We start from the raw sequence: 14,861 nt of genomic DNA, 5'->3' as shown, positions 1-14,861 counted from the left end.
CTCTTCGCCCCGACCATGAACGCACCTGCTCCCTCCTCCGCCCGCCGCACGAAGAAACTGCCGCCGCTGCGCGTCGGCATCGGCGGCCCCGTCGGCTCCGGCAAGACCACGCTGCTCGAAATGCTGTGCAAGGCGATGCGCGACAAGTACGACCTCGTCGCGATCACGAACGACATCTATACGAAGGAAGACCAGCGGCTGCTGACGGTCGCGGGCGCGCTGCCCGAGGAACGCATCATGGGTGTCGAGACGGGCGGCTGCCCGCACACGGCGATCCGCGAGGATGCGTCGATCAACCTCGAAGCGGTCGACCGGATGCTCGCGCGCTTTCCCGATGCCGACATCGTGTTCATCGAGTCCGGCGGCGACAATCTCGCGGCGACCTTCAGCCCCGAGCTGTCGGACCTGACGATCTACGTGATCGACGTGGCCGGCGGCGAGAAGATTCCGCGCAAGGGCGGCCCCGGCATCACGAAGTCCGACCTGCTCGTGATCAACAAGACCGACCTCGCGCCGCTGGTCGGCGCGAACCTCGACGTGATGGCGTCCGACACGAAGAAAATGCGCGGCGAGCGGCCTTACGTGATGACGAACCTGAAGGCGCTCGACGGCGTCGCGGACGTGATCGCGTTCATCGAGAAGAAGGGCTTGCTGACGGTGTGAGCGGCCTGGCGGCGGCTCGCGTCGCCGCCACGCGTGCGCGGGCGGCCTTGCGCCGCCCTTCGTCTATTCGTCTTCGGAAGCGGCGCCCGGCAGCGCACGCGTGTCGGCTTCGACGGGCGGCAGCAGCGCGGCGAGCACGTCGACCGTACGCGCGGTCGCGCCGCGGTGACGCGCCGCGAAGGCCGCGCCGGCCGCGCCCATCGCGATGCGCCGTGCCTTGTCGGCGAACAGCGCGTCGAGCACGTGCGCGAGATCGAGCGGATCCGCGACCTGCATCGCCGCACCGGCCGCGACCGCATCGGCGGTCGCCTGCGTGAAGTTGAACACGTGCGGCCCGATCAGCACCGGCACGCCGACCGCGCACGCCTCGATCAGGTTCTGCCCGCCGAGCGGCAGCAGGCTGCCGCCGATGAACGCGATGTCGGCCGCCGCGTAGTACGCGCCAAGCTCGCCCATCGAATCGCCGAGCAGCACCGTCACGTCGCCGGCCAACGGTTCGGCGGCCGGCCGGCCGGCCGCGAGCGCGGCCGCATCGGCCGCCCAGACGGAGCGCCGCACACACTTGAGCCCGCTGCGCACGACGAGCGCCTCGACTTCGGCGAAGCGCTGCGGATGACGCGGCACGAGCGCCAGCAGCGCGCCGGGCGTGCGCATTTCCGCGAACGCCTGCAGCACCAGCGCTTCCTCGTTCTCGCGTGTGCTGGCCGCGACCCACACCGGCCGCGCGCCGATCGCGTCGCGCCACGCATGGCCGCGTGCCGCGAGCTCCGGCGGCGTCGTCATGTCGAACTTCAGGTTGCCGAGCACGGTCACGTTGCGGGCGCCGAGCGACGTCAACCGCTCCGCATCGGCCGGGCTCTGCGCGAGCACGCGCGAGAAGCCGCCGAACACGTCGCGCGTGGCCGCGCCGAACTTCGCCGCGCGCCGGAACGAGCGCGCGGACATCCGCGCATTGGTCAGCACGAGCGGCACGTCCGCGCGGCGGCACTCGTCGATCAGCGTCGGCCACACCTCGGTTTCCATCACGAGGCCGAGCGTCGGCCGCCATGCGCGCAGGAAGCGCCGCACCGCGCCCGGCATGTCGTACGGCAGGTAGCAGCGCAGCACGCGATCGCCGAAGATCTGTTCGCCCGTCGCGCGGCCGCTCGGCGTCATGTGCGTGAGCAGGATGCGCGCATCGGGGCGCGCGTGCATCAGCGCATCGATCAGCGGCTGCGCGGCGCGCGTCTCGCCGACCGACACCGCATGCACCCAGATCAGCGGCGCGCGGTCGTCCGGCGAGCGGCCCGCGACCTGGCCGAAGCGCTCGCCGATATGCTCGCGATAACCGCGCTCCTTGCGCGAACGCACATAAAGCCGGATGACCGCGGCCGGCGCGACGAGCCACCACAGCGCACGATAGATCGCCCTCAGCATGCGGCCGCCCGGGCGTTGCGTCGAAACAGGGGCGCGCTCAAACCAGCGCCCTGCCCGTCAGGCGTTCGAGAATGCCGAGCGGCGCGCACTCGCGGCGCACCATCGCATCGACCGGCAGGAAGAAGGTCTGCTCGAGCATGAACTGGCCGGACATCACAGCGTGCGAAGTCTGATCGGAGAAACATATCCACACGCTGCCCGGCGGAAACGGCATCGTTTGCTGTGGACACGTCTTCTGGTAGTCGAGATCGGCCTTCATCCCGTCGTGCAGGTTCAGCATCAGGTGGTCGTATGCGCTGCGCGGCGATTTCGTCACGTGCAGCAGGTTGAGCAGCCACGCCGAGCCCGGCAACTGCGGCCGGATCTTCGGCAGGAAACGCTTCGCGACGTCCTCGAACGGCTCGCCGACGCGCCACACGCGCGGCGTGCCGGCCGGGTTCACGTTCGTGAACACGCGCAGGATGCGCTCGCCGTAGTTCGGCCGCGACGGAAACGCATCGACGTGCAGCCGGCTGTCGTCCTTGCGCCACGACGTCTGGCGCGTTTCGACCTGCATCAGCCGCAGGCTCGTCGGCGCGACGCGCAGCTTGCCGCGATATTCGGGGAAAAGGCCGTCGACGAGCGTGCCGGCCTGCTGCTGGAAGCGCGCGACGAGCGCGCGCACGGCCGACTGCGTGACGCTGTCGCCCAGCACGCCGGCAAGCGCGCCACCGTTCGGCGCGAGGCTGATGTTCTTGCGTTTCGGATCGGCGAGCGCCGGATCGAGCAACGCTTCCTCGCCGCCTTCGATCGCGAAGCGCAGGTGCGGGAAATACAGCACCTTGCCTTCCTCGACCGCCGCCAGCAACTGCTCGCGCGGCGCCGACAGGTTGTGTCCGCTCCAGTCGGCGGACGGGACTTCGATGATCTGGGATTCGCTCATGATCGGTTCGCGTGTGGACAGCATTACAGGAGACCGAAGCCCGCGAGCGCCGACTTCACCTGCGCGATCGACGGGGGCTGCCCCGCCGTGCCGAGATTGACGACGTTCGGCGACCAGTAGCCGCCGGTCCGCCAGGCCGTCGCGAAATTGTACAGTTCGACCGTCGGACGCTTCAGCGCGGCCGCGATGTGAACCAGACCTGTATCAACCCCGACCGTCGCGGCCGCGCCGTCGATCAGCCCGACCACGGCCGGCAGCGACAGCTTCGGCGGCACGATCGCCGCCGCGCCGAATTCCTTCGCGAGCCGCTCGCTGGTCGCGCGTTCCGCGTCGTTGCCCCACGGCAGCACGAGCGACGCTCCGCGCTGCACGAGCGCCTGGCCGAGCTCGATCCACGCGGCATCCGGCCACTGCTTGTCGGCGCGCGACGTCGCGTGAACGAACACGACGTACGGCACCGGCAGGTTCAGGCCGAGCGCGGCCACCGCGAGCGCCGCCGCGCGCGTGTCGAGGCCGAATTCGACCGGATCGGCCGGCGTCGGCGCCGGGTCGTCCAGCGCGGCCGCGACGAGCTGCCGCGAGCGCTCGACCACGTGCGTGCGCGGCGCGATCGGCACGCGCTTGCGGTAGAAGAAGCGCACCGGCCATTCGTAGCCGGCGCCGTCGGTGCGGTTGCCGAGCCCGACGAGCGGGCCGCGCGCCCAGCTCGCGACCCATGCCGTCTTGATGAGGCCCTGGCAGTCGATCACGAGGTCGTACTGCTCGGCCGCGAGGCGCCGGCGGAACGCACGGATCTCGCGCCACGTCGCGCCCGAGAACGGCTTCTTGCGCCAGCGGCGCAGCGAGAACGGCAGCACGTTGCGCACGCCGTCGACGAGCCGCACGAGGTCGACAAAGCTTTCCTCGACGAGCCAGTCGATCTGCGCATCGGGGTGGCGGCGCCGGATATCGGCGATCACCGGCATGTTGTGCACGACGTCGCCCAGCGACGACACGCGCACGATCAGGATCTTTTGCACGCTGAAAAAACGCCGGCTGGCAGCCGGCGACGGACATAAAGGGGGGATTTTATCGCGGCCGGACGACCGGACAGACAAAAAGCGGCCGCGCGCCCGGGGCGCGCGCCGCTTTTCGGGATGAACACGGCCGATGAACGGCCGTCGTACGGGCGGCCCGCCGGCCGCCGGCGCTCAGAACGGCAGCTTGACGTCCGGCTTCGCGGCCGTCAGCACGCGGCGGAAGTCTTCCTGGATACGCTTGAGCCCTTCCTGCGTCTCGGCCTCGAAACGCATCACGACGACCGGCGTCGTGTTCGACGAACGCGCGAGGCCGAAGCCGTCCGGGTACTCGACACGCAGGCCGTCGATCGTCACGACTTCCTCGGCGCCGTCGAACTTCGCCTCTTTCTGCAGCTTGTCGATCAGGCGGAAATTCTCGCCTTCGTCGAGCCAGAGCTGCAGTTCGGGCGTGCTCATCGCGTCCGGCAGGCTGTTGAGCAGCGCGCTCGGATCGGCCGTCTTCGCGAGAATCTCGAGCAGGCGCGCGCCGGTGTACAGGCCGTCGTCGAAGCCGTACCAGCGATCCTTGAAGAACACGTGGCCGCTCATTTCGCCGGCGAGCGGCGCACCCGTCTCGCGCAGCTTCGCCTTGACCAGCGAGTGGCCCGTCTTCCACATCAGCGGCTCGCCGCCCTTCGACTTCACCCACTGCGCGAGGTGGCGCGTGCACTTCACGTCGTAGATGATCTGGGCGCCCGGGTTGCGCGACAGCACTTCTTCCGCGAACAGCATCAGCTGGCGGTCCGGATAGATGATCTGGCCGTCCTTCGTGACGACGCCCAGGCGGTCGCCGTCGCCGTCGAACGCGAAGCCGAGCTCGGCGTCGGTGTCCTTCAGCGCCTGGATCACGTCCTGCAGGTTTTCCGGATGGGCGGGATCGGGATGGTGGTTCGGGAACGTGCCGTCGATGTCGGTAAAGCGCTCGACGAGTTCGCAGCCGAGCGCCTTGAACAGGCGCGTCGCGAGCGGGCCGGCCACGCCGTTGCCGGCGTCGACGACCAGCTTCAGCGGCCGCGCGAGCTTCACGTCGCCGACGATGCGCGCGATGTATTGATCGGCGACGTCGATTTCCTCATACGTGCCGCTGCCCGTCTCGAACCGCTCGTCGACGATGCGGCGGTACAGCGCCTGGATCTGCTCGCCGTAGATCGCGGCGCCGCGCAGCACCATCTTGAAACCGTTGTAGTCGGGCGGGTTGTGGCTGCCCGTGACGACGATGCACGAATCGACGCGGCGCTCGCCGCCCTTCAGCGCGAGCGGCACGTTCGCCGCGAAATAGCCGACCGGCGTGGGCACCATGCCGACGTCGACGACGTCGACACCCGCAGCACGCAGGCCGTCGGCCAGCGCGCCGACGAGTTCCGGCCCGGACAGGCGGCCGTCGCGCGCGACGACGACCGCATCGCCGCCCTGCGCACGCACTTCGCTGCCGAATGCGCGGCCGATCCCGCGCGCCGTGTCGACGTCGAGCGTCTTGCCGACCACGCCACGGATGTCATATGCCTTGAAGATGGATTGGGAGATCATCGATTCTCTTCTCTCTCAGTTGCGTGCATGGAAAATTGTCTGGCTTGGCTGGCCGCCTCTCGCCGGTGCCGCGCATGATACATGCGGCCCCGCAAAACAAGGAATGGAACGGCTGGCGCGGTCGCGATCCCACTTATAATCGCGGGTTTCGATGACGCGCATATCGCCCATTTTAATGCCTGGCCGTCCCGCCGCCGCCCACCCGCCGCTTCCGGCCGCCCTGCCCGCGCGCCGCCGCTGCCGCGCATGCTGAAGCGCTTCGGCAACCCGGACGTCGCGAAAGCCGTCGCGAACCTCGTCTGGCTGGGGCTCGAACGGCTTACACAGATCGGCGTCGCGATCGCGATCAGCGGCCTGCTGGCCCGTTATTTCGGGCCAGATGTGTTCGGCAAATGGCAGTATGCGAATACGCTGCTCCTGGTACTGGCGCCGCTCACCTGGGTGTGCGGCGCGGAAATCCTCGTCCCGACCATCGTCCAGCGCCCGCCCGCCCAGCTCGGCGCGGTGCTCGGCAGCGCGTTCGTGCTGCGCATCGCCGTGTCGGTCGCCGCGCTCGCCGCGACCTGGATCGCGATCGCCGCGGGGGCCTTCGACCCGCTGGTCGGCGCGATGCTCGCGGGCCTCGCGGTCACGATGGTGTTCCGCGAGCCGTTCGTCGGCGTGATCAACGCGTGGCTGCAGAGCATGACCTACAGCAAGCCGCAGCTCGTCGCCAGCATGGTCACCGCGCTCGCCAAGGCGCTGCTCGTGTGGCTGCTGGTGCGCGCGGCCGCCGGCCCCGCCCGCTTCGCGTGGCTGTGGGCGCTGGAAGCCGCCGCGATCGGCTTCGCGCTGCTGCTGTACTACCGCCATCGTAACGGCGGCGCGCTCGGCTGGACGTTCGACAGGCCGCTGTTCCGGCACTTTGCCACGGCCGGCACCGTGTTCTGGCTCGGCCTCATCTGCATGTATCTGTTCCTGAAGCTCGACCGCCTGATGCTCGAGCGCCATGTGTCGTTCGCCGATCTCGGCCGCTACTCGGCCGCGCAGCAGCTCAACGAGAACTGGATCACGCTCGCGCTGATGCTCGCGCAGACCATCGCGCCCGCCTTCGTCTACCGCGTGCAGGACGTCGCGCGGCTGCGCCGCAACATCGTCCGGCTGATCGCGATGACGGCCGGCCTGATGACGGCCGGCGCGCTCGTGCTCGACGCCGCCGCCCCGCTGATCGTCGGCAAGGTGTTCGGCCGCGGCTACGAGGCGTCGGTCGACATCTTCCGCTGGGCCGTGTGGCTGTCCGTGCCGGCCGGCATCGAGGCGATAGGCAATCTTATCGTTCTCAAATATCAAGCAAAATTCGTGTTGCTCACGAAATGGCTGCTCGCGCTGGCGATCGCCGCGCTCGTCAACCTGTTCGCGATCCCGCGGCTCGGCCTGTACGGCGCGCTCGTCGGGCTGGCGGCCGGCTACCTGGCTGCTGCCGCCGTCAACTTTTATTACATCCGTTTCAAGCTGCGAACATGATGCACCCCGATAGCCAGCCCCCGCTCGACGACGTGGCCGTGCTGATGCCGGCCTACAACGGGCACGACGACGTCGTCCGGACCCTCGCGTCGTTTCGCGAGGACGCGCCCGTGCACGTGCTGATCGTCGACGACGGCAGCACGCCGCCGATCGTCGCGCCCGACCTGCCGGGCCTCGCGATCGACGTGCTGCGCATGCCGCAAAACGGCGGCATCGAACGCGCGCTGGCGGCCGGCATCGACGCGCTCGCCGCGCGCGGCTTCCGCTACGCGGCCCGCATCGACGCGGGCGATCTCGCCGCGCCGCGGCGCCTCGCGAAAGAGCGCGCGTATCTCGGCGCCCACCCGCGCGTCGCCTGCGTCGGCATGTGGACGCAGGTCGTGTCGCGCGCCGGCGAGCCGCGCTTCATGCTCACGCCGCCCACCGATCCGCGCACGCTGCGCCGCACGCGCTTCCTGCGCTCGCCGCTCGTGCATCCGTCGGTCATGTTGCGCATCGACGCCGTGCGCGAAGTGGGCAACTATCGGGCCAAGTACCGCGCGGCCGAGGATCTCGATCTTTTTTTACGGTTAATGCAACGCTACGATTGCGCGAACCTGCCGGAACTCGGCCTGTATTACGAGCTGAACGAGGGCGGGATCAGCGCGACCAAGCGCCGGCGCCAACTGGTATCGACGCTCACGCTGCTGCTGCGCCACTTCAACGTGCTGAACCCGTACGACTGGGCCGGCCTCGCCAAGAACCTGCTGCATTTCGTGACGCCGTACCGTACGCTGCAGCGCATCAAGCAGACGCTGTTCGCCGCGCGGCCGTCCGCCTGACGCGCATTCGGCCCGTTCGGCAATTTCGACGCTTTATTTTTTTCTTTTTTTCATGTCCGCCACCTCTCCGCTGCGCATCGCGCTCGTCTGCAACACGGCCTGGGCGATCCATACGTATCGCCACGGGCTGATCCGTGCGCTCGTCGCGCGCGGCGCCGAGGTCATCGTGATCGCGCCGCACGACCGTACGGTGCCGTTGCTCGAACAGATGGGCTGCCGCTACGTCGCGCTCGCGGTCGCGTCGAAAGGCACGAGCCCGCGCGAGGATCTCGGCACGCTCGCCGCGCTCGCGCGCCACTACCGCGCGCTGCGGCCCGACCTCGTGTTCCATTACACGATCAAGCCGAACATCTACGGCTCGGTGGCCGCATGGCTCGCGCGCGTGCCGTCGATCGCGGTGACGACGGGCCTCGGCTACGTGTTCATCCAGAAGAGCCGCGCGGCGAGCATCGCGAAGCGCCTGTACCGGTTCGCGTTCCGCTTTCCGCGCGAGGTGTGGTTCCTGAACCGCGACGATCTCGCGACTTTCACCGACGAGCGCTTGCTCGCGCATCCCGAGCGCGCGCGGCTGCTGCACGGCGAAGGCGTCGATCTCGAACAGTTCTCGCCCGTGCCGCTGCCGGGCGGCGACGCGCCCGTCTTCATCCTGATCGGCAGGCTGCTGTGGGACAAGGGCGTGCGTGAATACGTGGAAGCCGCGCGTGTCGTGCGCGAGCGCTTTCCGAACGCGCGCTTCCAGTTGCTCGGGCCGCTCGGCGTCGACAATCCAAGCGCGATCGGTCGCGCGGACGTCGACGCGTGGGTCGGCGAAGGCATCGTCGAGTACCTCGGCGAAGCGCACGACGTGCGCCCGCACATCGCGGCGGCCGACTGCGTCGTGCTGCCGTCGTACCGCGAAGGCGTGCCGCGCACACTGATGGAGGCATCGGCGATGGGCCGCCCGATCGTCGCGACCGACGTGCCGGGCTGCCGCGACGTCGTCGCCGACGGCGAAACGGGGTTCCTGTGCCGCGTGCGCGACAGCGGAAGCCTCGCGGAACAATTGATTCGCATGATCGCGCTCGGGCCGCAAGGCCGCGCGGCGATGGGCGCACGCGGCCGACACAAGGTCGCGGCGGAATTCGACGAACAGCAGGTCGTCGAACGCTACAGGGAGACCATCCATTCGTTGACGGGATTCACACTCTGAAGGAGCGCATCAACAATGTCCGCTAAAGGCACCATCCTCGTTACCGGCGGCGCGGGCTATATCGGCTCGCATACGGCCGTCGAGCTGCTCGACAACGGCTACGACGTCGTGATCGTCGACAACCTCGTCAACAGCAAGGCTGAATCGGTGCGGCGCATCGAGCGGATCACGGGCAAGACGCCCGCGTTCCACCAGGTCGACGTATGCGACGAAGCCGCGCTCGCGAAGGTGTTCGACGCGCACCCGATCACCGGCACGATTCATTTCGCGGCGCTCAAGGCCGTCGGCGAATCGGTCGCGAAGCCGCTCGAGTACTACCAGAACAACATCGGCGGCCTGCTCGCCGTGCTCAAGGTCATGCGCGAGCGCAACGTCCGGCAGTTCGTGTTCAGCTCGTCGGCGACCGTGTACGGCGTGCCCGAGCGCTCGCCGATCGACGAATCGTTCCCGCTGTCCGCGACGAACCCGTACGGCCAGTCGAAGCTGATCGCCGAGCAGATCCTGCGCGATCTCGAGGTGTCCGATCCGTCGTGGCGGATCGCCACGCTGCGCTACTTCAACCCCGTCGGCGCGCACGCGAGCGGGCTGATCGGCGAGGATCCGGCCGGCATCCCGAACAACCTGATGCCGTACGTCGCGCAGGTCGCGGTCGGCAAGCTGGAAAAGCTGCGCGTGTTCGGCTCCGACTACCCGACGCCGGACGGCACCGGTGTGCGCGACTACATCCACGTCGTCGATCTCGCGAAGGGGCACATCGCCGCGCTCGATGCGCTGGCCACGCGCGACGCGAGCTTCGTCGTGAACCTCGGCACCGGCCAGGGCTACAGCGTGCTGGAAGTCGTGCGTGCGTTCGAGAAGGCGTCGGGCCGCCCGGTGCCGTACGAACTCGTCGCGCGCCGCCCGGGCGACATCGCCGAGTGCTATGCGAACCCGCAGGCCGCGGCCGACATCATCGGCTGGCGTGCGACGCTCGGCATCGAGGAAATGTGTGCCGACCACTGGCGATGGCAGGAGGGGAACCCGCGCGGTTTTGTATAATCCGCTGTCCATTTTTCGAGCGATCCCATGCTCAGCTTCGCGTCCGGCTTCATCGTCTCCTTGCTCGTCACGCTGTTCATCGTGCGCTACGCGCACCTTCACGAGAAATTCTCGATCGACAGCGACCTGGCCGGCGTGCAGAAATTCCACGTGCGGCCCGTGCCGCGAGTGGGGGGCATCGGGATCCTCGCCGGGGTCGTGATTGCCGCACTTGTCGTGTCGCGACGCTACCCGACGATCGCCGGCAGCATTCTCGGGATCGTCGCCTGCGGGCTGCCGGCGTTCCTGTCCGGCCTCGTCGAGGACCTGACCAAGCGCGTGTCGCCCCGCGCGCGGCTGCTGTGCACGATGGGCGCGGCCGCGCTGGCGTTCTGGCTGCTCGGTATCGCGGTCAAGCGCATCAGCGTGCCGCCGCTCGATTTTCTGCTCGGCTACGTGGCCATCTCGGCGTTCATCACCGTGCTCGCGGTCGCGGCGCTCGCGAACGCGATCAACATCATCGACGGCTTCAACGGGCTCGCGTCGATGGTCAGCTTCATGATGTTCGCGTCGCTCGCGTATGTCGCGTTCCACGTCAACGACCCGGTCGTGATGTCGGCGTCGATCATCATGATGGGCGCCGTGCTCGGCTTCTTCCTGTGGAATTTCCCGGCCGGGCTGATCTTTCTCGGCGACGGCGGCGCGTATTTCATCGGCTTCATGCTCGCGGAGCTCGCGATCATGCTCGTGATGCGCAACCGCGAGGTGTCCGCGTGGTATCCGGTGCTGCTGTTCATGTATCCGATCTTCGAGACCTGCTTCTCGATCTACCGGAAGAAGTTCATCCGCGGGATGTCGCCGGGGATTCCGGACGGCGTGCATCTGCATATGCTCGTGTACAAGCGGCTGATGCGGTGGGCCGTGGGGACGAAGCACGCGCACGATCTGACGCGGCGGAATTCGCTTACGTCACCTTATCTGTGGCTGCTGTGCCTCGTCGCGGTGATTCCGGCGACGCTGTTCTGGCGGCATACCGTGCATCTGTTCGTTTTTGTCGTGGTGTTCGCGCTGACTTATGTGTGGCTTTATCTCAGTATCGTCAGGTTCAGGGCGCCGCGGTGGATGGTGGTGAGGAAGGGGAAGGGGGGGTATTGAGGGGTGCGGGTAGCCGGCGCGTTGTCGGCTCGCATGGCGCGTCGATGCCGACGGACCGTATCACTAGTGGCTTTAGCGTCGTCCCTTCGTTGATTCCGGCGCTATAGACGGCACGGGCCGAATTGCATACCGACGAATACAGCATGCTGACGTTCGGTGTGCCCCAGCCGGTCACGAAGTCCCATCCCGAACCTGCCCTGTACGCGCCGCTCGCCCCGTAGGTGATATCGCGAAAGACCGATGGCGTCGTGACCTGAGCGTGGGCGCCGCAAAATCGAGATTCGTCGCGCAGGCACTGGACAACACGCGCGCCCAGGTCGCAGCAAATAGCGGTGCGGACAGATTCGTCCCGCCCACTATCTCGAGTTGTCCGCCCACGGCGACTGCTTCGCCGCTGTTCGGATCGGCGTCGAACGCGACGTCCGGCATGCCCCGAAAAGCCCGTCCCTTGAGCGGCGGAACAGGCAAACGACCGTGCAACGTAGAAATTGAGCTGCTTGAGGCCGCCGGACATCCCGACGATGGGCCGCCTTCGACGCCGGTATTGTGGCAGCCGCCTTTTTTTACCGATAAACTGACATCCCGACATAGCCGCACGCATTCCCCGCCGGCCTTCTACTTGTCGCAAGTCATCGTGAAGAAATCGTCTGCCCAAGGCGATTTTGATAGATCATCTCCAATTAGATCGTGTTCGACTATTTCACTACTCCCAGATTTAAAAACGAACCGCGTAACCACGAAAAGCCGCTTGCGATCATGCACGTCCCGAAAACGGCGGGCACATCAGTCATCACCGGCATATCGCAATCCTTGAAAATCAACGACGAAGTTCGAGGAATCGATCGACTACTGCTCGGCACATTTGATCGACTCTCGGAGTTCGATGATGAGGTTGCGCAGACAATCCATCTTGACGAAAGCAAGATGCCCGAATCGAAGCTGATCATGGGCCATTTCTCTTACAGCACTTTGACGCATCGATACCCGCACGCCCAACTACTGACTTTCCTTCGCGAGCCGTTATCCCGCCTCTTGTCTCATTGGGTGTACTGGCGATGTATGTCGGACGAATATCTTGTGCGTTGGGGAAGTTGGCAAGATTGCATCAAACTCTCGCGCGGCACCCTGAAAGAATTCCTGACGGATCCACGCATTGCGTGTCAAACGGATAATCTGGCCACTCGCATGCTATTGTGGCCGGACGAACGTATCGGGAATGATTCGTTCATCTCCCCGGATCAGGACTCCAGATTACTGAGAGACGCACTGAGTCGACTCGATTCAATTGCTTACAGCGATATTATCGAGAACCCACATTTTCATCAAAATTTGAATCGTTGGTTCAGGACCGATCTGCCAATGATGCATCTTAATTCGACTGCACGTGTGCCGGAAAATCTGCGCATCCGGCTCGACAAGGAACTCGATCAGGAGACGTTGTCATTGCTGGACGACCGATGCAGGCTCGATGTGAAGCTCTGGTCCCTGCTGGCGATACGGCGATTTCCCAGGGGCGCGAAGATACCGTCGCTCCAGCGACAAATCACCATGAGGGCAATTGCCCGTTACGGGGCACTACTCGCACCGTAACGGCGGATTGCATCGTATGTTCGATGCATTGCGCCCTTTTATCCAAGAATGGTTTCAAAAATGGCTACGGTCGGCGGGCACGCTTGGTAGTACCCGCGTCCGCTATCCTCGCGTCGCGGACTTCGGCGGGAACAACGCCGATACGGCTTGAAGGGCAGGACTTGCGGCGGTCTGATATTCCGGCACCCAGCGCCGCAGATCGCGCCGCACCTCGTCGTCGCTCAGCACGCGGTTCTGCATCAGCCACGGCAGCAATTCATCGAGCAGATGATCCGGCACTTCCCGTGCGCGCGCTATCCGCAGCTTCGGATGCGGCGTGCGCGTCGTCGTTTCGTCATCCGCGAGCAGCTCCTCGTAAAGCTTCTCGCCCGGCCGCAGACCCGTGAATTCGATCCGGATCTGGCCTTCCGAAAACCCGTACAGGCGGATCAGATCACGTGCGAGATCGACGATCTTGACCGGCTCGCCCATGTCGAGAATGAAGATTTCGCCGCCGTGTCCCATACTCGATGCCTGCAGCACGAGTTGCGATGCTTCCGGGATCGTCATGAAAAATCGCGTGATCTCGGGATGCGTGACCGTCACCGGCCCCCCCTTCGCGATCTGTTGCTGGAACTTCGGAATCACGCTGCCTGCGCTGCCGAGCACGTTGCCGAAGCGTACGGTCTCGAACTGCGTGCCGCCGCTCGTTTGCTGCAGCGCTTGACAGGCCATCTCGGCAAGACGTTTGCTCGCGCCCATCACATTGGTCGGATTGACTGCCTTGTCGGTCGAGATCAGCACGAAATGACGCACCCCGTGACGAATCGCCGCGCGCCCGACGCGATACGTACCGAGCACGTTATTGCGCAGCGCCTGCCACGCGTTGTGCTCCTCCATCAGCGGCACATGCTTGTACGCTGCCGCATGGAACACGATGTGCGGCGCATGGCGCGACATCACCTGGTCGAGCAACAGCGAATCCTTCGCGTCGCCGATGATCGGCACCACCGGCTGGTCGGGGAAACGCTCGCGCAACTCTTCAGCAAGCCTGTACATCGCGTATTCGGACAGGTCGAACGCGACGAGTTGCGCCGGCGCAAAACGAAGAATCTGCCGGCATAGTTCCGATCCGATCGAGCCGCCCGCGCCCGTCACCATCACGACGCGGCCGCGCAGCAGCGCCTCGACGTGCGGCGTATCGATTGTCACCGCGTCACGACCGAGCAGATCCTCGAGGTCGATATTGCGGACCTGCGACAGGAACCCCTGCCCCGGCATCAATGCGGTCAGCGACGGCAGCACCATCGCTTTCACACCGGCGCGCACGCACAGCGTCGCCACCCTGCGCTGCGTTTCGACCGATGCCGACGGAATCGCGATGATCGCGTATTCGACCTTCAGCGCGTCTGTCCAGTGCTTCAGGTCGTTGAACGAGCCGAGAACCTTGTAGCCGTAGATCTCGCGCCCCTGCTTGGTGACGTCGTCGTCGAGCAAGCCGACCAGACGCCATTCGCCCGAACGCGACAGCTCGCGCGCGAGGCTCGCGCCGGCCGTGCCGGCGCCGAGCACCAACACGGGCTTGCCCTGCCCGACGAGGCCGCCGTACAGGTAGAACTCCTTCGTCGCGCGATACAGCGCGCGCGCCCCGCCCATCGCAAGAAACAGCATCAGCGGCGACACGAGCAGCACCGAACGCGGGATGATCGGCGATGGCTGGAACATCACGGCGCCGATCATCACGATCACGCCACCGCCGACGACTGCCTTCGAAATGCGCATCAGGTCGGGCAGGCTCGCAAATACCCACAGCCCGCGGTACAGGCCGAACAGGTGGAACATCAGCGCGTAGACCGGCAGCACCCAGACGAGGGCCATCAGCGCGCCGCTCAGGAAATCAGACGGAACGCTGCCGTTGAAACGAATGAGATAAGCGAACAACCACGACGCGACAACGGCCGTCAGGTCGAACAGGAAAGCACTCAGTGACAGCCACGATGCTTTGGATCGCAACATCGGCG

12 protein-coding genes are annotated in these 14,861 nt (G+C 66.2%); 7 read left to right on the top strand and 5 right to left on the bottom strand.

The genetic code is table 11. From position 1 onward, the window contains the following. Nucleotides 1–15: 15 nt before the first annotated feature. Nucleotides 16–663 carry an urease accessory protein UreG gene (ureG, locus tag WS64_RS02710; RefSeq protein WP_059574181.1) on the top strand — a complete coding sequence of 216 codons (648 nt, stop codon included), beginning with the start codon at nucleotides 16–18 and terminating at the stop codon, nucleotides 661–663. A 63-nt stretch (nucleotides 664–726) separates the two neighbouring features. Here ureG and waaA read toward each other — a convergent pair whose 3' ends face one another. The 4 genes from waaA to WS64_RS02690 form a co-directional block, all read right to left on the bottom strand. Further along, on the bottom strand, nucleotides 727–2,079 hold the full coding sequence (gene waaA / locus WS64_RS02705) for a lipid IV(A) 3-deoxy-D-manno-octulosonic acid transferase (RefSeq protein WP_060965663.1): 1,353 nt from the start codon (nucleotides 2,077–2,079) through the stop codon (nucleotides 727–729). 37 nt (nucleotides 2,080–2,116) lie between these two features. Beyond that, entirely contained in the window at nucleotides 2,117–3,001 is an 885-nt protein-coding gene (locus WS64_RS02700) for a Kdo hydroxylase family protein (protein WP_059574331.1), read from the bottom strand. Between the two features lie 23 nt (nucleotides 3,002–3,024). Further along, nucleotides 3,025–4,020, bottom strand: a complete 996-nt coding sequence (gene waaC / locus WS64_RS02695; RefSeq protein WP_060965662.1) for a lipopolysaccharide heptosyltransferase I — start codon at nucleotides 4,018–4,020, stop codon at nucleotides 3,025–3,027. 171 nt (nucleotides 4,021–4,191) lie between these two features. Further along, complete coding sequence (locus WS64_RS02690; RefSeq protein WP_060965661.1) at nucleotides 4,192–5,586, bottom strand: phosphomannomutase/phosphoglucomutase; 1,395 nt, start codon at nucleotides 5,584–5,586, stop codon at nucleotides 4,192–4,194. Between the two features lie 246 nt (nucleotides 5,587–5,832). On the opposite strand from WS64_RS02690, the gene WS64_RS02685 reads away from it, so the two are divergent. From WS64_RS02685 to WS64_RS34135, 6 genes are all read left to right on the top strand, one after another. Continuing rightward, nucleotides 5,833–7,089 carry a lipopolysaccharide biosynthesis protein gene (locus WS64_RS02685; protein WP_059641920.1) on the top strand — a complete coding sequence of 419 codons (1,257 nt, stop codon included), beginning with the start codon at nucleotides 5,833–5,835 and terminating at the stop codon, nucleotides 7,087–7,089. After that, nucleotides 7,086–7,910, top strand: coding sequence for a glycosyltransferase (locus WS64_RS02680; protein ID WP_060965660.1), 825 nt, complete (start codon nucleotides 7,086–7,088; stop codon nucleotides 7,908–7,910). The genes WS64_RS02685 and WS64_RS02680 overlap by 4 nt, the downstream gene beginning before the upstream one ends. A gap of 52 nt (nucleotides 7,911–7,962) precedes the next feature. After that, on the top strand, nucleotides 7,963–9,099 hold the full coding sequence (locus WS64_RS02675; protein ID WP_060965659.1) for a glycosyltransferase family 4 protein: 1,137 nt from the start codon (nucleotides 7,963–7,965) through the stop codon (nucleotides 9,097–9,099). Between the two features lie 15 nt (nucleotides 9,100–9,114). Further along, nucleotides 9,115–10,137: a UDP-glucose 4-epimerase GalE gene (gene galE, locus WS64_RS02670; protein WP_060965658.1), complete on the top strand. Its 1,023-nt coding sequence runs from the start codon at nucleotides 9,115–9,117 to the stop codon at nucleotides 10,135–10,137. A 27-nt stretch (nucleotides 10,138–10,164) separates the two neighbouring features. After that, on the top strand, nucleotides 10,165–11,271 hold the full coding sequence (locus WS64_RS02665) for an MraY family glycosyltransferase (protein ID WP_059574189.1): 1,107 nt from the start codon (nucleotides 10,165–10,167) through the stop codon (nucleotides 11,269–11,271). Nucleotides 11,272–11,958: 687 nt separating this feature from the next. Beyond that, nucleotides 11,959–12,861, top strand: a complete 903-nt coding sequence (locus WS64_RS34135; protein WP_155720383.1) for a sulfotransferase family 2 domain-containing protein — start codon at nucleotides 11,959–11,961, stop codon at nucleotides 12,859–12,861. Nucleotides 12,862–12,963: 102 nt separating this feature from the next. Here the strand turns inward: WS64_RS34135 and WS64_RS02655 are convergent, their stop codons facing one another. After that, nucleotides 12,964–14,856: a polysaccharide biosynthesis protein gene (locus tag WS64_RS02655; RefSeq protein ID WP_059574191.1), complete on the bottom strand. Its 1,893-nt coding sequence runs from the start codon at nucleotides 14,854–14,856 to the stop codon at nucleotides 12,964–12,966. Nucleotides 14,857–14,861: the final 5 nt, after the last annotated feature.

Origin of the sequence: Burkholderia anthina, assembly GCF_001547525.1 — a bacterium.
GTDB lineage: Bacteria > Pseudomonadota > Gammaproteobacteria > Burkholderiales > Burkholderiaceae > Burkholderia > Burkholderia semiarida.
The sequence above is the reverse complement of the archived record's forward strand: the minus strand, read 5'-3'. Positions and strand labels throughout refer to the sequence as shown.